Here is an 18,861-nt window from a genome sequence, read left to right as displayed (position 1 = left end):
CGTGGCGCGGGGCTGCCGCCGATCAGCCCCGCGTCGCCCATTCCCGGACCACCTCGGCGAACTCGTGCGGCAGTTGCTCCGGGACGGGCACGTGCCCGCCCGACAGCACCCGGGTCTCGCAGCCCAGCGCGGCGGCGAACTTCTCGAGCCCGGGCAGGGAGTAGTGGTCGCCGGGCGCGCAGACGGCGAGGGTGGGGGCGGTGATGTACGGCAGCCGCTGGTCCATGGCGTACCGCCGGACCGCCTCGTGGCCCTCCTCGACCCGGTCGAGGACGGTCAGGGCGTCCACCATGAAACGGTTGAGGGCGGCTTCCTCGCCGAGCTGGTAGAAGCCGCGGCGGTGGTTCCACAGCTCCACGAGATGCGAGCCGTCGGGCCGGGGGACCACATGGTCGATCTGTTTGCGCTCACCCGCCGTGCGCCGCTTCTCCTCGTCGACGAACGGCGTGGCGGACAGCAGCAGTCCGGCGACCCGGTCCTGATGCCGGGCGGCCAGCTCCACCGCGATCACCCCGCCCGTGTGATGCCCGACGAGATGGAAGCGCTCCAGTCCCAACGCCTCGATCAGGGCGTCGGCGGCATCGGCGAACCGCTCGATCGAATGCGGCCCCTCGGGCTTCGCGGAGGCGCCGTAGCCGAGGGTGTCCATGGAGATCGCCCGGTGCGTGGCGCCGACCAGCGGCAGCACGTCGAGGTACTCGGTCCAGGAGCGCGGGGTCTGGTGCAGCATCAGCACGGGGTCGCCCGTGCCGCACTCGACGTAGTGCAACTGTCCGAAGGGGCTGGGCGCGTAGCCCTTCCGCAGGGTGTTCAGGGGGTTCGTCATCGGTGACCTGCCTTTTCCTGTTCCTGTACGGGGGTGGGTGGGTGGTGCGTTGTCGGCTGCGTGCGTCGTGGCTGGTCGCGCCCACGCGGCGGTAGCCGCAAATTCAATACAGCCCCGCGCCCCTAGGTATGCGCCCGGCGCCGATCGCTTTTAAGGGGCGCGGGGAACTGCGCGACCAGCCCCCACCAGCCCGCAGCCGACAACGCACCCCTGCACTAAGGCACCTTGAGGGAGAGCGCCGGCAGTACGGAGGCGCCGACGGACTCGATCAGGTCGGTGGGTGGGTCGTAGGAGCCGACGTGTTGCAGCAACACCCCGGACACCCCGGCGGAGTCGAGGTCGCGGAGCCGGGACGCGATGTGGTCGGCCGTGCCGAACAGGCAGAACTCCCGGGCGAATTGGACTGCCGCCTCGTCGCTGATCCACTCCGAGCAGATCTCCACGGCGGCCTTCCAGTCCTCGGCGTGCACGAGGTCCGGGTAGACGTCCTCGACGGTCGCGGGAACGTCGACGTCGATGCCCGCGAGGGCAAGAAAACCTGCTCCGCCGTTCTGGGCGATCGACGCGCAGACGGGCTTGAGGAGTTGGGCCTCGGCCTCGACGTCGTCGGTCACCGCGCAGAACGCGGAGACGGTCAGCGGCAGGGCGTCGGCGTCACGGCCCGCCGCCTCGGCGCCCTCGCGGACGCGTGCGGTGGCGCTCGTGAGCGTCCTCGGCGAGATGCCGCTGAGGAGGATCACACCGTCGGCGATCTCGCCCGCGAGCCGCAGGTTCTTCGGGCCGCTCGCCGCCAGGTGCAGGGGGACTTCGGGGCGCGGATCACGCAGCCGGGACCTGGCCCCGCCCCCGAAGTCCCACTCCTCGCCGTCCAGCAACGCCCTCACCATGCGCAGCCCTTCACGCATCGCCGCCGAGGTGGTCTGGCGCAGTCCGACGGGCCCCACCGAGCTGTTGCCCACGCCGAGGCCGAGTGTGAATCTGCCGGGTGCCAGTTCGGCCACGCTGCGCGCGGCCGAGGCGACGACCGCCGGGTGCCGGGTCGCCAGGTTGGTGACGGCGGTGCCCAGCCCGATCCGCCCGGTGCCCAGGGCGGCGGCGGTCAGGGTGGTGAACACGTCCCGCCACAGCAGCTGGGAGTCGGGGAACCAGACGTCGTCGAAGCCCAGCTCCTCGGCGCGGCGCACGGTTTCGAGCACCCGGTCCGCCCGGTCGCAGGGAGGTACGCGGACACCGATGCGCAGGGTGGCCGGTGCCGTGCCCTGCGACGGGGGCCGTGCGTCGCCCGTGAGTGGTCGTCCCTGTCCGTCCTGCCCCTGTCCGTCCTGTCCGTGTCTGTCTGGAAGAGCGCTCATGGTCGGGAGCGTAGGGACGGCCACGGCTCCGGCCCCATGGGATCGGTCCGGCCAGCGGGACGCAGTGCTCCGCGTGAGGCGGAATCACCCCACTTCACTCCACGAGGAGCGGACGCAGTGTCCTGTGGGCGATCCGCAGGCCCTGTTTCACCTTTTCCGGAGTCCCGGACCAGACGGGGTCCTCGTGTTCGACGGAGAGGGTGCCCGTGTATCCGAGTTCGTGGAACCGGTCGACGACACGGCGCCAGTCCACCTCGCCCAGGCCCGGCACACGGTAGCGCCACCAGCCCGTCTCCCAGGGGTTGCCGCCCTTGTTCACGGTGCCGAAGAAGCCGAACCGGTCACGCCTGCCGGGGAAGGTCTCCACGTCCTTGGCCTGGGTGTGGGCGATCCGGTCGATGTACGGCTCGATGGTCGTGAGGGGGTCGACGCCGATCCAGGTCAGGTGCGAGGGGTCCCAGTTGAGGTAGAACCCGAGGCCGAACATCCACTCCCACAGCTCGGGCGAGTAGGCGAGGTTGCCCGGATAGCCGTCGGGGTGCCAGCCCTCCATCACACAGTTCTCGATCACGATCCTGACCCCGCGCTCCGTCGCGTGGTCCACCAGCTCGGGCAGGATCTTCTCGCCCTCGCGCAGGTTCTCCGCGACGCTGAGCCCCGGATCGCGCCCGATGAACGTGCCGACCGACTCCACCCCCAGCCGCGCCGCCACATCGATCACACGCTTGAGGTGGGTCCGGATCGCCTCCCGGGCCACCGGGTCGGGGTGCAGGTTGTTCTCGTAGTAGGCCAGCGAGCTGATCTCCAGGCCGGTGCGGCGCAGCAGTTCACGGGTGGCGTCCTCGTCGGCCTCCGAGAAGGCCGCGACGGGCAGATGGGAGGCTTCGAAGTCGCGACCGCGGCCGTCCGGCCACACCGCGACCTCGAGGCTCTGGTACCCCTCGCCGGCGGCCCAGGTGGCGATCTCCTCCAGGGACAGGCCGGGGAGGCACGCTGTCAGAAGTCCGAGTTTCATGGCGCTGGTCCTTCGCTGAGTGACGACTTGGGGAACGGGGGAGCGGGGTGGAGGTCAGCCGGGGACGGTGGTCCACACGCGCCGGTCCGCCGAGGTCATGACGGCGTCGACGAGATGGGCGGACCGCACTCCGTCCAGGACGGTGGGGAGGCCGTCGGGGGCCTCGCCGTGGAGGGCGGCGTAGGAGTCCTTGACGAAGTGCTCGAAACACTCCAGATAGCCCTGGGCGTGCCCGGCGGGCACGATCGAGAGCCGGGCCGCGTCGGCGGAGTTCGACGCCGGGTCGCGTACCACCGTCTCGGTGCGGTTCTGGTGGCCGAGCCACAGGGATTCCGGCAGTTCCTGGTCGAACACGGCGCTGGCGTCGGCGCCGTCGAGTTCGAGCCACAGCCGGTTCTTCCGGCCGGCCGAGACCTGGGAGACGGTCGCGGACACCAGCACTCCGTCCGTCGTCCGACCGAGAACGCCGAGCGCGTCCTCAGTGGTGACCGGGACGCGTGCGGAGCCGGCGAGAGCGCGGCCCGAGAACGACGGGCCTCCGGCGTCGGGCCGTTCGGCCACCGTCGTGGTGGCCTCGGCCAGTACCTCCGCGAGCCGGACCCCGGCCACCCATTCCACCAGGTCGAACCAGTGCGAGCCGATGTCGGCGAAAGCCCTTGAGGCGCCGCCGAGCGCCGGGTCCACCCGCCAGTTGGTGTGCTCGGGCATCAGCAGCCAGTCCTGGAGATACGAACCGTGCAGCAGCTGCCAGGGACCGAAGTCGCCAGCCGACACCCGAGCCCGCAGTTCGCGGACCATGGGGTGGTAGCGGTAGACGAACGGCACGGTGGCGACCAGGCCCGACGTCGCGGCGGTGTCGGCGAGCAGCCGGGCCTCGGCCGCCGACGTGGCGAGGGGCTTCTCGCAGATGACGTGTTTTCCCGCCAGCAGCGCGTCGCGGGCCTGGGACACGTGCAGGTGGTTGGGCGTACAGACGTGGACGACATCGATGCCGGGGTCGCCCAGGACGGCGTCGACGTCGGGATACGCGACCTCGACCTGCCAGTTCCGTGCCGCCGCCCGGCTCCGCTCCGGTGAGGAGGCCAGGACGCCGACCACTTCCGCGCCGGCCGCGCGTGCGCTGCGGAGGTGAACCCCCGCGATCATTCCGGCGCCGAGGACGGCGACCCGAGGTCGCGGTGCCCGTGGACGTCGTACGTGTGTGCTGTCGATGCGGAGGGTGTGCCCTATCGGGGCGGTCATGCAAGGTCCTTTCGGCAACTGCCGTACGGAACCCGCCTGTACCGGCCTCATCCGCTGCCAACAATATGAGCTGTTGTTCTGCCGGAACACCCCCATGAATAATGTTGTTTTTGGAATAATTGGCCGCCGTCGCCGCCCGTCACCGGCGTCATAAGGGAGTGGACATGGCAGCACGACTGGGTGCACCGGGCAGCGGCTCGCGCCGTCACCCCGACGCGGTCCGCAGCCGGATCGCCCGTCTGGTCGCGGCGGGCGAGGCGGCCCACCGCCTCGACCTGTCCCGGCTCACCGGGCTCTCGCGGTCCTCGATCCACACCCACGTGCAGGATCTGGTGGACGCCGGCCTGCTGCACGGCGACGATGCCTCGGGCGGCGGCAGGGGCCGGCCGGCACTGCGGCTCTCTCTCGCGGGCGACGCGGGCGTCGTGCTCATCGCCGACCTCTCCGCCTTCTCGGCGCGCTGTGTGGTGGCGGACCTGACCCAGCGGGTCCTCGCCGAACTGACCCTCCCCTGGCGGCTCGCCGAGGGCCCGCAGCTCACCCTGTCGTTCCTCGCGGACCGGTTCGCCGGCCTGCTGGAACAGGCCGGGATCCCGGCGGACCGGCCGCGTGTCCTGGTCGTCGGCCTGCCGGGCCCGGTGGACGTGGCGCGGGGCATGGCCGTCCGCCCGCCGATCATGCCGGGCTGGGACGGCTTCCCGGTGGCCGAGCGGCTCGCCGCCGAGTTCGACTGCCCCGTCCTGGTCGACAACGACGTCAACCTCATGGCCCTCGGCGAGGCGCGCACCGTGCCGCCCGAGCAACTGCCCGTGTTCTTCGTGACCGTCGGCGCCGGCATCGGGGCCGGGTTCGTGCTCGCCGACGGAACGCTCCACCGAGGCGCCGACGGCGCGGCCGGGGACATCGGGCACATCCGCGCCCCCGGCGCCGACGACGTGGTGTGCCGGTGCGGCAAGGTCGGCTGTGTCGAGGCACTGGCGTCCATCGGGGCGCTCGCCCGCCGCCACGCGCCGCCCGGTGCGGCGGACGGCGACTACGCGCCGGCGGGCACGGCGGCGGACGACGCCGCGATGCGGGCCTTCCTGGGGCGGCTGCGGGACGGTCTGCCGGACGAGCTGCGGGCGGTCCGCGCGGCGGGGGCCACCCTGGGGGAAGTCGTCGCCCTGTGCATCCACATGCTGAATCCGCGCCATGTCGTCGTCGGCGGCGAGGTCGTGGAGGCGAGCGACGATCTGCTCTCCGCGGTGCGCGGGGTGGTGTACCGGCAGGCCCTGCCCCTCGCCACCCGTGAACTGACCATCACCCGCAGCGTGCTGGGGAGGGACGCGTCGATGGTCGGGGCGATGGTGCTCGGCGTCGAGCACCTGCTGTCGCCGACCGGGATCGGCCGCTTCCTGGACCAGGACGACAGGCACGGCACCGTGCGGGGCGCACACCCGGCGAGGTGACGGCCTTTCACCGAGTCGTTCACCCAGCGGTCCGTTCAACGGAACATCGCGCTTCTACGCTCCCCACGGAGGCCACTAGCTTCCGACACGTCTCGCACGTCCGGTCTCATCCAACCGGCGGATTCGCTCCGCGCGAACCAGACTTGGGAGACACGGTGAACCGACCCACCCCTCGCGCAAACATCGGCGTCGTCGGTGCGGGCGTCGTCTTCGACGCATACGCCCTGGGGCTCGCCTGGTACGGCGATCTGCCCGTCGTCCGGGTCGCCGACATCGACGTCGGCAGGGCCCGCGCCAAGGCCGAACTCCACGCGATCCCCGCGTACGGCACGCCCGAGGAGCTCTACGCCGACCCGGACGTGGACGTCGTCGTCAACATCACGCCCCCCGTCGCCCACTGGGAGGTCACCCGGGACGCGCTCGCCGCGGGCAAGCACGTGTACAGCGAGAAGCCCCTCGCGGCGACGGCCGAACTGGCCCGTGCCAACCTCGACCAGGCGCGTGCCGCCGGCCGGGTCCTCGCCGGCGCCCCCGACACCTTCCTCGGCACGGCCGGTCAGACGGCCCGCGCGGCCGTCGACCGCGGTCTGATCGGTACTCCGTTCGCCGCGACGTCCTTCGTCCGGTCGCCCAGGGTCGAGACGAAACACCCCAACCCCGGGTTCTTCTACCAGCCCGGAGGCGGACCGACCCTCGACTGGGGCCCCTACCATGTGGCCGCCCTGGTGAACCTGCTCGGGCCCGTCGCCGAGGTCGTCGGGACCAGCGCGATCCCGACTCCCCGGATCGCCGTCACCGCGCCGGACCGGGTCGTCGACGAGGTCGAGGTGACCGTGCCGACGACCACCGCCTCGATCCTGCGCACGGTCTCCGGCGTGATCGTCTCCACCCTCTACAGCTTCGACATCTGGGACATGACGCTGCCCCACATCGAGGTGTACGGCACCGAGGGCACGCTGAACATCCCCAATCCGAACCACCACGACGCCCCCGTCCTCATCAAGCGCCGTACGGACGCGGACTGGTCGGAGCTTCCCCCGGTGCTCCCGCCGACCTGTGACCCGGCCGTACGGCTCTTCCGCGGGCACGGTGTCAACGACCTGGTCGAGTCGCTGAGCGGCGAACCCCTGCGCGTCTCGGGCGAGTTCGCCCTGCACGTCCTCGAAGTCCTCGAAGCGATCGAGCAGTCGACCTTCGCCGACGGGGTGCGTGCGATCAAGAGCACGGCTGTGCAGCCCGCGCCGGTCGCGGCAGCCGACTCCGCCTCCGCCTGAGTCTCCCCCCGGCCCCGCACGCCGGCCGCGGATCGAAGTACCAGCACGACCCACCCTCGAAAGGAACTCCCATGCAGCGTGCGATTCGCACGGCGGCACTCGCGACGGCGGCCGTACTGGCCGGCGCCGGTGTCACCGCGTGCGGCGGCGGCTCGACCTCCTCGTCCGGCGCCGACACCATCACCTACTGGGCCACCAACCAGAGCGCCAGCCTCGACGCGGACAAGAAGATCCTCCAGCCGGAGATCGACAAGTTCACGAAACAGACCGGCGTCAAGGTCGAGCTGGAGGTCATTCCCTCGGCGGACCTGCTCAACCGCATCCTCGCGGCGACGACCAGCGGCAAGGGCCCCGACGTCCTGAACATCGGCAACACCTGGTCCGCCTCGCTACAGGCCACCGGCGCCTTCGTACCGTGGGACAAGGCGAAGCTGGCCGAGGTCGGCGGCGCGTCCCGCTTCCTGCCGACGGCGCTGAAGTCGACGGGCGCCACCGGCGAGGACCCGATGAGCCTGCCGCTCTACACCAACGCCTACGAGCTGTACTACAGCAAGAAGCTGTTCAAGGCGGCCGGGATCAGCGCGCCGCCCAAGACCTGGAGCGAGTTCGTCTCCGCCGGGCGCAAGCTCACCAAGGACACCGACGGCGACGGCAAGACCGACCAGTGGGGTCTGGGCATGCAGGGTGCCTCCCCCTCGTACGCCGCGCATCTCGCGTACATCCTCGGCACCCAGCACGGAGCCGAGGTCTTCGACGGCCACACCCCGAAGTTCGCCGACACGGGGATGGTCGACGGGATCGACCAGTGGCTGTCCTGGATGGGCGAGGACGGCATCGCCAACCCCTCGGACGCGGAGGTCGCCGACAAGACCGCGATGACGCAGAACTTCGCGGCGGGCAAGGCCGGGATGATCCTCGCCCAGGCCTCGACGGGCCTGACGCTGAGCCAGTTCGAGATGACGGCGGACGACTACGGCGTCGCACCCGTGCCCGCCCAGGACCAACCGCCCGCGGGCGGCAAGGACATCGGGTCCTTCGTCGGCGGGATCAACGTGGCGATCTTCAAGAACACCGGGAACCCCGAAGGCGCCACGCAGTTCGTGAAGTTCCTGACCAGCGCCGGTGAGCAGGTGACCCTCAACAAGGTCTACGGGACGCTGCCCTCGGTCACGGACGCCGAGGACCCGGCGTTCGAGACCCCCGCACTGGCCGTGGCCCGCGACACCCTCGCCGACCGGTCCCAGCCGCTTCCGCAGATCACCGAGGAAGCACAGTTCGAGACCCTGGTCGGCTCGGCGATGAACGGTTTCGCGGCCCGGACCGCGACCGGGGACCAGCCCGGGAAGGCCGCCATCAAGGATGAGATGGCCGCGGCCAACCAGAAGCTCGAAGCCGGCAGCTAGGAGCTTCCCGATGGCAGTCATCAGTCCCTCCGGGACACGTGAGACTCCCGAGACCCCGGACAAGCCGCGGCGCCCCGAACGCCGACGCGCCCGCGGGAGCAACCGCAAGTGGATCCCGTACCTCTTCCTGCTGCCCGCTCTGGCGCTCGAACTGCTCATCCACTTCGTGCCCATCGTGCTCGGCACGGCGATGAGCGTGCTGCGGGTGACGCAGTACCAGATCAGCCACTGGTGGGAGGCGCCCTTCGCGGGCCTCGGGAACTTCAGGTTCGTCCTGGACCTCGACGGCCCGACGGGAAAGTCCCTGCTCCAGTCGTTCCTGGTCACCCTCGCCTTCACGGCCGTCGTGCTGTCCGCGACCTGGCTCATGGGCATGGCGGCGGCGCTCGCCCTCCAGCGTCCCTTCCGCGGCCGGGGCCTGCTGCGGACGCTGTTCCTCGTGCCCTACGCCCTGCCCGCGTACGCCTCGGTCATCACCTGGCGTTTCATCTTCCAGCGCGACAACGGCATGCTCAACCACCTGCTCGGCCAGGCCGGGCTGACCGACGGCAACCCGTTCTGGCTGATCGGCCAGAACGCGTTCTGGGCGGAGTGCGTCGTCGCGATCTGGCGCATGTGGCCGTTCGCCTTCCTGTTCCTCATGGCCGGCATGCAGGCGATCCCGCAGGACGTGTACGAGGCGTCGAGCATCGACGGAGCCGGGCCCTGGCGGCAACTGCGGTCCATCACCCTGCCGTTGCTCTCGCCGGTCAACCGGGTGCTGGTGCTCGTGATGTTCCTGCACACCTTCAACGACTTCAACACGCCGTACGTCCTGTTCGGCGCCGGCGCCCCGCCCGCGGGGGACCTCATCTCCGTGCACATCTACGAGAGTTCGTTCGCCACCTGGAACTTCGGCCTCGGCTCGGCCATGAGCGTCCTGCTCCTGCTGTTCCTGCTGCTGGTCAGCGCCTGCTACTTCGCCCTCACCCGGAGGAAGAGCCATGACTCATGACACCCCGGGCTACCGGCTGTTCCGGTACGTCACCCTCACCCTGCTGTCGCTGTTCGTCGCCACCCCGCTGTACGTCATGGTGACCTCGTCGCTGAAGTCGCTCCCGGACGTACAGGGCGAGTTCACCTGGATTCCCACCTCCCCGACGCTCCAGTCCTTCGCCGACATCTGGCAGACCGTGCCGCTGGCCCAGTACTTCGTGAACTCGCTGATCGTGGCCGTGACCGCCACGGTGCTCTCGGTGCTGGTGGCGGTCTTCGCCTCCTACGCGATGAGCCGCTGGAACTTCCGCGGCGGCACCGCCTTCAAGGGCGCGGTGCTGGCCACCCAGATGTTCCCCGGGATCCTGTTCCTGCTGCCGCTGTACCTGCTGTTCGTCTACGCCGACCAGAACTTCGGCACCGACCTCGTGGGCACCCGTACCGGCCTCACCCTCACCTATCTGACCTTCTCCCTCCCGTTCGCGGTGTGGATGCTGGTCGGATACTTCGAATCGGTGCCACGCGAACTCGACGAGGCCGCGAAGATGGACGGTGCGGGGCCGCTGCGCACACTGCTCCAGATCATCGTGCCCGCCGCGACACCGGGAATCGTCGCCGTGTCGATCTACGCCTTCATGACGGCCTGGGGCGAGGTGCTCTTCGCCTCGGTCCTCACCAGCGAGGAGACCCGCACCCTGGCCATAGGCCTCCAGGCCTACTCCACGGAGGTGAACGTCTACTGGAACCAGATCATGGCCGCCTCGCTGGTCGTGTCCGTTCCGGTGGTCGCCGGATTCCTGCTCCTCCAGCGCTACCTCGTCGCCGGATTCACCGCGGGGGCAGTCAAGTGACGTACTCGAAAGGGGAGTCGGACATGCCCGCCATCGGCCTCCAGCTGTACACCCTGATGGACGTCATGGCGGACCGTCCCGCCACGCTCGCCAGGGTCGCCGGACTCGGCGTGACCACGGTCGAGCCCTTCCGGCTGGGCCGCAGCGACCTGGACCGGGCCGCGCGGCTCGCCGAGGCCCGCGCCCTGAAGGCCGACATCGACGCCGCCGGACTGACGGTGTCCTCCACCCACGCCCGGCTCCCGGACGCGGAGGACCCCGGCTGGTTCTTCGAGGAGCTGGCCGAACTGGGCGCCCCCGTCGCCATCGCCTCCACCCCGGACGCGCTCCCCGGATTCACCCGGGACGCCCTGGTCTCCACGGCGGGCGTGCTCCGGTACGCCGACCGGTTGAACGCCCTGGCCAAGGCGGCGGCCACGCACGGTCTGGGGGTCGGCTACCACAACCACGAGTGGGAGTGGACGCCGCTCGACGACGGCCGGTACGGCTACGACGTGCTCTGGGACGCCCTCGACCCGTCGGTCGTCGCCGAGGTCGATCTGTACTGGGCGCAGACCGCCGGCCAGGTGCCCGCCGAGGTGGTCGCCAGGCTCGGCGAACGGGTGCGGCTGGTCCATGTGAAGGACGGACCGGCGGTCCGCGGCGAGCCGCAGGTCGCGGCCGGCCGGGGCACGGTGGCGCTGGCCGACGCCCTCGACGCCGGCCGGGACTCGATCCGTGCGCACATCATCGAGGCGGACGGGATCGCCGAGGGGGCGGACATCTTCGACCTGGTCGCCGACAGCGTGGCCTGGCTCAAGGCGCGCCGGGCCGACCAGGAGTGAGCCGCACGGCGACGTACGGGGCCACCTCATGTGTCATCCGGGGTGGCCCCCGACGCGGTCCCAGGTGCCGGCCGTGACGCCGCGCTCCCGCAGCACGGCCTTGCGGATCTTCCCGGTCTCGGTGAGCGGCAGTTCCGCCACCGTCTCGATGTACCGGGGCACGGCGAACGCGGGCAGTTCGTGCGCGCAGTGCCGGGCCAGGTCCGCCGGATCCAGTGCGCCGCCCGCCCGGACCACCACCGCGACCATCACCTCGTCCTCGGCCAGCTCGGAGGCGACCGGAAATGCCGCTGCCTCGGCGACCGCCGGATGGGAACGGACCACCGACTCGACCTCGCCGGAGGAGATGTTCTCGCCCCGGCGGCGGATGACGTCCTTGATGCGGTCGACGAAGCGGTACCAGCCGTCGGGTTCACGGATCACCCGGTCACCGGTACGCCGCCAGGAGTCGGAGGGCAGCGTGGGCTCGCCCAGGTAGCCGGTCGAGAACGCGTTCAACCGGTGGCTGCGGACGAGGAGTTCGCCGGGTGTGCCGTCCGCGACCGGTGCCAGGCCCTCGTCCACCACCCGCGCGGAGAAACCCTCGCGCAGGGTGCCCATGTATCCGGGCCGGTACTCCTCCGGCGTGGACCCGAGGACGAGGTTCGTCTCCGTGGAGCCGAACCCGTCGACGAGGGTGACACCGAACCGTGCCCGGAAGGCCTCCCAGGCGGCGGCCGGGGTCGCCGGGGACAGACCGCACCGCACCCGGTGGGCGCGGTCGTACGGCCCCGGCGGCTGGGCCAGCAGCATGGGCGCCATCGCGCCGAGCAGATGGACGACCGTGGCACCGGAGTCCGTCACCCGCGACCAGTACCGCGAGGCGGAGAACCGGGCGTCGACCGTGCAGCTCGCGCCCACCGTCATGACCTGCGCCAGGGTGTTGAGGGCATTGGTGTGGAACAGGGGGAGGGCGGTGTGGAGCGTGTCGTCGGCGGTGAGACGCAGGGCGTCCGCGACATTGCGGCCCCAGTGGACGAACTGGCCCTGGGGGCAACGGACTCCGCGTGACGTCCCCGTCGTGCCCGAGGTGAAGAGGACGGCGGTGGTGTCCTCCGGCCGGACCGGGGCGGGCGGGAGCGGGGCGGTGACACCGGGCGCGGGGACATCCGCGTCGCCGGCCACCCACACCCCTCCCCGGTGTCCCGCCTCGACCGCGAGACGCGCCAACTCGGGCTCGGCGTACAGGAATCGCGGCTGCGCCTCGTGCAGGACGTGCCGCAGGGAGCGCCCCCGCAGCGCGGTGTTCAACGGCACCACGACCGCGCCCAGCCAGGCGCAGCCGAGGACCAGGTCGACCAGCTCGACCCGGTTGGACAGCAGGGCCGCGACCCGGTCGCCCGGCCGGCAGCCCTGCGCGGCGAGCGCCCCGGCCATGGTGGCCGTGGCCTCGCGGGTCTCGGCGTACGTCCGTGTCGTGTCCCCGATGCGCAGGAAGACCCGGTCGCCGAACGTGCCGGCCGCCGTGTCGACGAGTTCCGGCAGGGTCGAGATCAACGCAACACCCCGGCCTCGTACAGCAGTCGCAGCCGCTCGGGCGAGATGCCCGCCACCTCCCTCAGTACCTCCTCGGTGTCCGCGCCGAGGAGGGGAGCGGGCCTGCGGATCCCGCCCGGTGTCCGGGTGAGCCGGATGGGCACGCCCTCCTGGAGGAACGAGCCCGCGGCCGGGTGCTCGACCCGGACGTAGAAGCCTCGGGCCCTCAACTGCGGGTCGTGCTCGACGAGTTCACGCCCGTCCTGGACCGCCCCGGCGGGCACCCCGCGCTCCTGCAACAGCTCGGCGGCGGCGTCGGCGGGCAGGGTGCGCGCCCACTCGCCGAGGACACCGTCGACCAGGGCGCTCTCCTTCCGGCGCCCCTCGGCCGTCGACAGCCGTGTGTCGGAGGCCAGTTCGAGGCGCCCGATCACCTCGCACATGCCCGCCCACTCCTCGTCGGAGCGCACACTGACCGCCAGCCAGCGGTCCGCGCCCAGGCTCCGGTACACGCCCTGCGGGCTCCAGCGGGGGTGCGAGTTGCCCATCGGCGACCGTGCGGAGGTGAGGACGCTCGTGCCCATGTGGGCGGCGATCGCCTCAAGTTGGGACAGGTCGATGTGCTGTCCCCGGCCGGTCTCGGCCCGGTGCTCCAGCGCGGCGACCGTGGCCAGCGCACCCTGGAGGCCCGCGACGATGTCCCCGTGCCCGTAGATGACGCCCACCACGTCGTCCGTTCCCCAGCCCGTGAGCCCGGTCAGCCCGCCGGCCGCCGAGACCGTGTCGGCGTACGACACCCAGTCGGCGCGCGGACCGGTGTGGCCCATGCCCGACATGCTCAGGTAGACGATGCCGGGGTTGATCTCGCGCAGCGTCTCGTAGCCGAGGCCGAGCTTCTTCATGACCGAGGCGCTGAAGTTCTCGACGAGGACGTCGCAGTTGGCGACGAGGTCGCGCAGCACCGCCACGCCCTCCTCGGTCCGCGTGTCCAGCGCGATGCCCCGCTTGTTCCGGTTGACCTCGTTGAAGTAGCCGTTGGTGTCCGGGTCAGTGTGCGGGCCGCGCGAGAGATGCATGAAGGGCGCGAACCGGGTCGGGTCGGGACGCCCGGCGGACTCGACCTTGATGACGTCGGCGCCGTGGTCGGCGAGGACCTTCGTGCAGTACGGGCCCGCCAGCACCCATGTCAGGTCCAGGACCCGTACGCCGTCCAGGGCGGGCAGGGTGGGGGAGTCGGTGACGACCGGTCGTACCGTGCGCGGCGCGTCCAGCAGGGCCTGGTCGGCGCCCGGCCTCGGCACGGCCGGCGAGCTGATCCGGTGCCCTTCCGGGAACGCGAACGGGAAGCCCAGGTCGGTGCGGCCCTCGACCTGGGTGAAGAAGCCACGGTCGGTGAGCTGGGGGTTGTCCGGCAGCTCGGCGGGCAGGTCCACGGCCGCCCACGGCAGTTTCCGGGCCTGGGCGCGCTCCGCGAACTCCGCCTTGGGCCACCGGCCCACGAAATCCTGGACGACCTTGAAGACGTGCTCCTGGTGCGTCTTGCGCTCGACGGGGTCCTGCCATCTCGGCTCGGCGAGATCGGCCGCCGCGTCCTCCTCGACCAGCCAGGCCAGCAGCGCGTCCCACATGCGCGGGCTGCCGCCGAGGCCGCCGCCCAGGTAGCCGTCGGCGGCCCGGAACAGGCCGTGCGGGACCAGGGGGTGCACGCGTCCGGGGCGGGGCGGTACCCGGTCCTCGTGCAGATAGGCGAGGGTGCCCGCCTCCAGGGCGGCGGCGACGCACGCCTGCGCGGAGACGTCGATCAACTGGCCCGGTCCCCGGCGGCGCGCCCGCAGGCCCAGCAGGACGGCGATGGCCGCGTTGACGCCCGCGAGGTGTTCGGCCTGGTTCTCCGGCAGCCGCAGGGGCGGGCCGTCGGGGTCGCCGACCTGGGCGAGCATCCCGCCCGTCGCGGCCACCACGAGATCGCCGCCCTGCCAGTCGCTGCGCGGCCCGACGAGACCGAACGGGGTGACACGGACGTGTACGAGGTGATCGATCCCCTCGGCGAGTGTGCGCACCCCGCCCTCCGTCCCGTCGAGGACGGCGTCGGCGCCCGCCAGCAGTCCGCGCAGCGCGTGCGTGCCCTCGGGGGTGCCCCGGTCGAGGGTCACCGAGCGTTTGCCGGCGTGCCAGTGGGCGAAGTCGTGGCCGTCGGGGCCGTGCCGGTCGGGGTCGCCCTCCGGGGGCTCCACCAGTACCACCTCGTAACCCAGGCCGACCAGCAGTCGGCCGGCGAAGCGGGTGAAGGGGCTGGTCAGCTCGACGACCCGCGGGACTGCTGTGGTCACGTCTTTCTCCCGCCTCTCCGGCCTCAGCCGTGGCGCTGGTTCAGGAAGCCTGTCACGGCCGCGTGGTAGTCGTACGGCCGTTCCTCCTGCGGATGGTGGGAGACCTCGCTCATCACATGCAGGTTCCCCTTCGGGATCATGCGCGCCAGCATCAGCGGATAGTCCGGGGTCAGGAAGGCGTCGTACATGCCCCACAGGAAGAGCACCGGCGCGGTGATCCGGCCGAGTTCGGCGGTCAGGTCCTGCCAGTCGCCGCGCGGGTTGTCCGACGCGCCGGCGAGTGCCGTCTCCTCGGGGTCGAGGCTCTGCTCGTAGCGCAGGGTCACCGTGCCCTCGGGGACGGCGTCCGCGTCGTACCACTCCAGGCGGGCGATCAGCTCCCGCATCTTCTGCCGGGACGGGCCGGTGCCGCCGTAGTAGACGTCGCGGGCGTTTCGGCCGCGGCGACCACCCTCCGGGAGCGGGGCGAGCGGGCCGTGGAAGACGGGCATGCTGCCGGTGATCACCAACGACCGTACGCGCTCGGGGTACTTGGCGGCCAGGTTGAGCGCGATCGTGCCGCCCCAGGAGTTGCAGACGAAGTCGGCGCGCTCGATGCCGAGGGTGTCCAGCAGGGCCACGGTCTTGGCCGCGTGGTAGTCCCACATGGGGCCCTCGATGACGGGCTTCGCGGACTTGCCGTACTGGAGGATGTCGACAAGGAAGCAGCGGCGGTCCTCGGCGAACAGCGGGGCCACCTGGCCGAAGTCGGACCAGCCGGTGCAGCCGGGGCCGCCGCCGTGCAGGAAGACCGTGGGGCTGCCCCCGGGTTCGCCCAGCTCGATGTAGTGGTAGTCGACGCCGTCCGCCGTCGCGTAGGCACCCTTCGGCGGGGCCTGAATGTCCATGAGGTCCATGAGATCCATGTTCCGATCGTCCGGTGGGAGTGCCGTCCGCCCAAGGGAACGGGTCCGCTCAACGGGCTGTTGGTCAACTGCGGTGCGCTTCAGCCGAGTTCGAGAACGACCTTGCCGATGGCCTCCCCGCTGCGCAGCCGGGTCACCGCCTCGGCGAGCCGCTCGGGGGAGTGGCGTTCGATGGGCAGGGTCAGTTCGCCCGAACTCAGCTCCGTCAGCAGGCGTTCGGCGTCGGCGGCGACCTCCCGGCCCCGTGTCATCAGGTTCACGGGCAGCAGCGACACGTCGGCCAGCAGGAAGTCCGCGAGGTCCACACCGAACTCGCGCCCGGCGGTGTAGCCGACGAGGACGGCACGTCCGCGCGGGCGCACCAGATCGAGGGCGTCCCGCAGGACGGGCCCGCCGACGGTGTCGATGAGCGCGTCGATCGGCCCGCCCACCGATTCCAGGGACAGCTCGGCCGCCAGCACCGCCTTCGCGGCCGGGGGTACGTGGTCCAGCTTCGCCGGCCGGCCGACCACGCCGATCACCTCGGCCCCGGCCCGTGCCGCGACCTGCACCGTCAGGGAACCCACCGCACCGGCCGCCCCGGTCACCAGGACCCGCTCGCCCGGCCGTACGGCGGCGACGGAGTGCACGGCCGCCCAGGCAGTGCCGGCCGGGGAGAAGAAACCGCACGCCAGCGCGGGGTCCGTGCCCGCGGGCACCGCCGTCACGGCCGCGTCCGGCACCACGACGTGCTCCGCCCAGCAGCCGTCCCGCCGCAGCCCCACCCCCTTGCCGTTGACCCTGACCAGGCTCCCCTCGGGATGCGAGTCCGAACTCAGCACGATCCCGCTGCCGTTGGTGCCCGGCACCACCGGAAGATCGGGCAGGATCCCGAACCTCCCGTCCACGATGTTGAGATCGAGATGGCCCACCTGCGCCGCCAGCATCCGTACGACGGTCACGCCGGGCGCGGGTGCGGGCACCGGCCGTTCGACCAGCCGGGGCAGGGAGCCGAACTCCTCCAGGACCAGGGCGCGTGACGTGTCCCCGGTGGTGTACTCGCTGCTCACAGCTTCACTCCGTATCGACGCAGGACGCGGGACGCGACGATCCGCAGCACGCGGTCGAAGACGAACCCGAGGATGCCCAGGGTGATGATCCCGACGAAGACCCAGTCGATGCGGCCGTAGTTGCGGGAGGTCCAGATCAGCGAGCCCAGTCCCACCTGGGCGGCGACGATCTCCGCCGAGACGATGGTCAGGAAGCTGTTGCCCATCGCAAGCCGCGCCCCGGTGACGATGTGCGGCACCGTCGACGGCAGCACGATCCCGGTCAGGATCTGCCGGCGGCCGGCGCCCAGGCTCGCGGCGGCCCGCAGCTTCGACTCGCTCACCGCCATCACCCCGGCACTGGTGTTGAGGATGACGATGAAGACCGACGTGTAGAAGATCAGCACGACCTTCGACGACTCGCCGATGCCCAGCCACACCACCGCCAGGGTCACGAAGGCGACCGGCGGGATGAACCGGAAGAACTCGATGTACGGCTCCAGGAGTTGGCGCACGATCCGGATCTGCCCGATGAGCAGCCCGACCGGTATGCCCACCAGGAGCCCGAGCCCCCAGCCGATCAGGATGCGGCGGCTCGACGCGATGACCGAGTTGGTGAGCGTGCCGTCGGCGGCCAGATCACCGGCCGCCGACAGGGTCTCCCGGGGCGACGCCACGAGCGAGGGGCCGTAGTGCATCGCCAGCAGCTGCCAGACGCCGACGCCGAGCAGGACGGACACGACATAGAGGCCGGCCGTGCGGAGCCCCGGCCGGGCGGCGCCCGCCGGACGGCGTTCGACGCGCGGCTTCGGGGCGCTGTCGAGGGTCGCGGTGGTCACAGGTCCTCCTCAAGGGCGAGCCCCTGGTCGCGCAGGGCCTTGCGCACCTCTTCGCCGATGTCCTGGCGGAGGCGGTGGCGCAGTTCGGCGGCGGACGGTTCGGTGACGTCCCGGGGCCTGGGCAGGTCCACCGGGTAGACGGACTTGATGGACGCGGCCGGGCCCGCCGTCATCACGGCGATCCGGTCGGCGAGGAGGATCGCCTCGTCGATGTCGTGCGTGACGAACACGACCGTGCAGCCCGACACCCGCCGGATACGGTCCATCTCGTCCTGCATCACCTGCCGGGTCTGCGCGTCCAGCGCCCCGAACGGCTCGTCCATCAGCACGACGCTCGGCCGGTTGGCCAGCACGCGCGCGATCTGCACGCGCTGGCGCATCCCGCCGGACAGCTGGCCCGGGAAGCGGTCGGCGCAGTGCCTGAGCCCGACCAGGCCCAGGTACTCGTCGGCCAGCGCGGTCTGCTCGGCACGTGAACCCCCGCGCATCCGGGGCCCGAACGCCACGTTCTGGCGGACCGTCATCCAGTCGAAGAGCGCCTCGCTGCTCTGGAACACCATCCCGAGTTCCGGGCCGGGCCCGGTCACCGGGGCGCCGTCGACGGTGAGACTGCCGTCGTGCGGGGCGACGAACCCGGCCAGCGCGGACAGCAGGGTGGACTTGCCGCACCCGCTCGGCCCGAGCAGGCACAGGAACTCTCCGGCGGCGATGTCGAGCGACACGTCCCGTACGGCGTGGAAGGAGCCGAACCGGATGTCGACCCCCTCGACCCGAACGGCCGCACCGCGCCTGTCCGTTGCCGGGGCGCGCGCCGGTTCGGCCTCCATGGCCTTCGTCATCACGATCCCTTCGTCTGCCGGTGGCTGACCACCGGGTGTTCGACAGGTCATCGGCGGGGTGAGGGCCCCAGGCCCGGTCGTCGCATTCCCGGCCGCCTCGCGACGTCCGGCGCCCCCCGGCGCGACCCGCCCTCCGGGCGGAGGTCGGGAGTTCGACGGGGTTCGACGACCGGGCCTGGCCGAACCGTAGGACAG

16 protein-coding genes are annotated in these 18,861 nt (G+C 71.5%); 6 read left to right on the top strand and 10 right to left on the bottom strand.

The genetic code is table 11. The annotated features are described in order from the left end of the window. Positions 1–22: 22 nt before the first annotated feature. The 4 genes from OG787_RS05040 to OG787_RS05025 all read right to left on the bottom strand — a co-directional run bounded on the left by OG787_RS05040 (position 23) and on the right by OG787_RS05025 (position 4,435). A complete protein-coding gene (locus OG787_RS05040; RefSeq protein WP_405534402.1) occupies positions 23–826 on the bottom strand; it encodes an alpha/beta fold hydrolase in 804 nt (267 codons plus the stop codon). A 215-nt stretch (positions 827–1,041) separates the two neighbouring features. Further along, positions 1,042–2,178: an LLM class flavin-dependent oxidoreductase gene (locus tag OG787_RS05035; protein WP_405534401.1), complete on the bottom strand. Its 1,137-nt coding sequence runs from the start codon at positions 2,176–2,178 to the stop codon at positions 1,042–1,044. A 94-nt stretch (positions 2,179–2,272) separates the two neighbouring features. Continuing rightward, the gene (locus tag OG787_RS05030; RefSeq protein WP_369036865.1) at positions 2,273–3,193 is read right to left on the bottom strand and encodes a sugar phosphate isomerase/epimerase family protein; all 921 of its coding nucleotides are present in this window, start codon (positions 3,191–3,193) and stop codon (positions 2,273–2,275) included. Between the two features lie 54 nt (positions 3,194–3,247). Continuing rightward, positions 3,248–4,435, bottom strand: a complete 1,188-nt coding sequence (locus tag OG787_RS05025) for a Gfo/Idh/MocA family protein (protein ID WP_405534400.1) — start codon at positions 4,433–4,435, stop codon at positions 3,248–3,250. A 164-nt stretch (positions 4,436–4,599) separates the two neighbouring features. On the opposite strand from OG787_RS05025, the gene OG787_RS05020 reads away from it, so the two are divergent. The 6 genes from OG787_RS05020 to OG787_RS04995 all read left to right on the top strand — a co-directional run bounded on the left by OG787_RS05020 (position 4,600) and on the right by OG787_RS04995 (position 11,210). Further along, positions 4,600–5,883: an ROK family protein gene (locus OG787_RS05020; RefSeq protein WP_405534399.1), complete on the top strand. Its 1,284-nt coding sequence runs from the start codon at positions 4,600–4,602 to the stop codon at positions 5,881–5,883. A gap of 155 nt (positions 5,884–6,038) precedes the next feature. Then, the gene (locus tag OG787_RS05015) at positions 6,039–7,157 is read left to right on the top strand and encodes a Gfo/Idh/MocA family protein (RefSeq protein WP_405534398.1); all 1,119 of its coding nucleotides are present in this window, start codon (positions 6,039–6,041) and stop codon (positions 7,155–7,157) included. Between the two features lie 71 nt (positions 7,158–7,228). Continuing rightward, on the top strand, positions 7,229–8,560 hold the full coding sequence (locus OG787_RS05010; protein ID WP_369036869.1) for an ABC transporter substrate-binding protein: 1,332 nt from the start codon (positions 7,229–7,231) through the stop codon (positions 8,558–8,560). A 10-nt stretch (positions 8,561–8,570) separates the two neighbouring features. Beyond that, positions 8,571–9,554: a carbohydrate ABC transporter permease gene (locus tag OG787_RS05005; RefSeq protein WP_405534397.1), complete on the top strand. Its 984-nt coding sequence runs from the start codon at positions 8,571–8,573 to the stop codon at positions 9,552–9,554. After that, positions 9,544–10,386 carry a carbohydrate ABC transporter permease gene (locus OG787_RS05000; RefSeq protein ID WP_369036871.1) on the top strand — a complete coding sequence of 281 codons (843 nt, stop codon included), beginning with the start codon at positions 9,544–9,546 and terminating at the stop codon, positions 10,384–10,386. The genes OG787_RS05005 and OG787_RS05000 overlap by 11 nt, the downstream gene beginning before the upstream one ends. Before the next feature lie 23 nt (positions 10,387–10,409). Beyond that, positions 10,410–11,210, top strand: a complete 801-nt coding sequence (locus OG787_RS04995) for a sugar phosphate isomerase/epimerase family protein (RefSeq protein WP_405534396.1) — start codon at positions 10,410–10,412, stop codon at positions 11,208–11,210. Positions 11,211–11,243: 33 nt separating this feature from the next. On the opposite strand, the gene OG787_RS04990 is transcribed toward OG787_RS04995, so the two are convergent. From OG787_RS04990 to OG787_RS04965, 6 genes are all read right to left on the bottom strand, one after another. Beyond that, positions 11,244–12,746, bottom strand: coding sequence for an AMP-binding protein (locus OG787_RS04990; protein ID WP_405534395.1), 1,503 nt, complete (start codon positions 12,744–12,746; stop codon positions 11,244–11,246). Beyond that, positions 12,743–15,055: a CoA transferase gene (locus OG787_RS04985; RefSeq protein ID WP_405534394.1), complete on the bottom strand. Its 2,313-nt coding sequence runs from the start codon at positions 15,053–15,055 to the stop codon at positions 12,743–12,745. The genes OG787_RS04990 and OG787_RS04985 overlap by 4 nt, the downstream gene beginning before the upstream one ends. A gap of 23 nt (positions 15,056–15,078) precedes the next feature. Beyond that, positions 15,079–15,951 carry an alpha/beta fold hydrolase gene (locus OG787_RS04980; RefSeq protein ID WP_405540419.1) on the bottom strand — a complete coding sequence of 291 codons (873 nt, stop codon included), beginning with the start codon at positions 15,949–15,951 and terminating at the stop codon, positions 15,079–15,081. A gap of 89 nt (positions 15,952–16,040) precedes the next feature. Beyond that, the gene (locus OG787_RS04975; protein WP_405534393.1) at positions 16,041–17,009 is read right to left on the bottom strand and encodes a zinc-binding alcohol dehydrogenase family protein; all 969 of its coding nucleotides are present in this window, start codon (positions 17,007–17,009) and stop codon (positions 16,041–16,043) included. Beyond that, positions 17,006–17,827: an ABC transporter permease gene (locus tag OG787_RS04970; protein ID WP_369036876.1), complete on the bottom strand. Its 822-nt coding sequence runs from the start codon at positions 17,825–17,827 to the stop codon at positions 17,006–17,008. The genes OG787_RS04975 and OG787_RS04970 overlap by 4 nt, the downstream gene beginning before the upstream one ends. Further along, positions 17,824–18,666, bottom strand: a complete 843-nt coding sequence (locus OG787_RS04965; protein ID WP_405534392.1) for an ABC transporter ATP-binding protein — start codon at positions 18,664–18,666, stop codon at positions 17,824–17,826. The genes OG787_RS04970 and OG787_RS04965 overlap by 4 nt, the downstream gene beginning before the upstream one ends. Between the last annotated feature and the right edge of the window lie 195 nt (positions 18,667–18,861).

The sequence above is a fragment of the Streptomyces sp. NBC_00075 genome, from assembly GCF_045041225.1.
Classification (GTDB): Bacteria; Actinomycetota; Actinomycetes; order Streptomycetales; family Streptomycetaceae; genus Streptomyces; species Streptomyces adonidis.
This window is presented reverse-complemented; position numbering and strand designations above follow the sequence as displayed.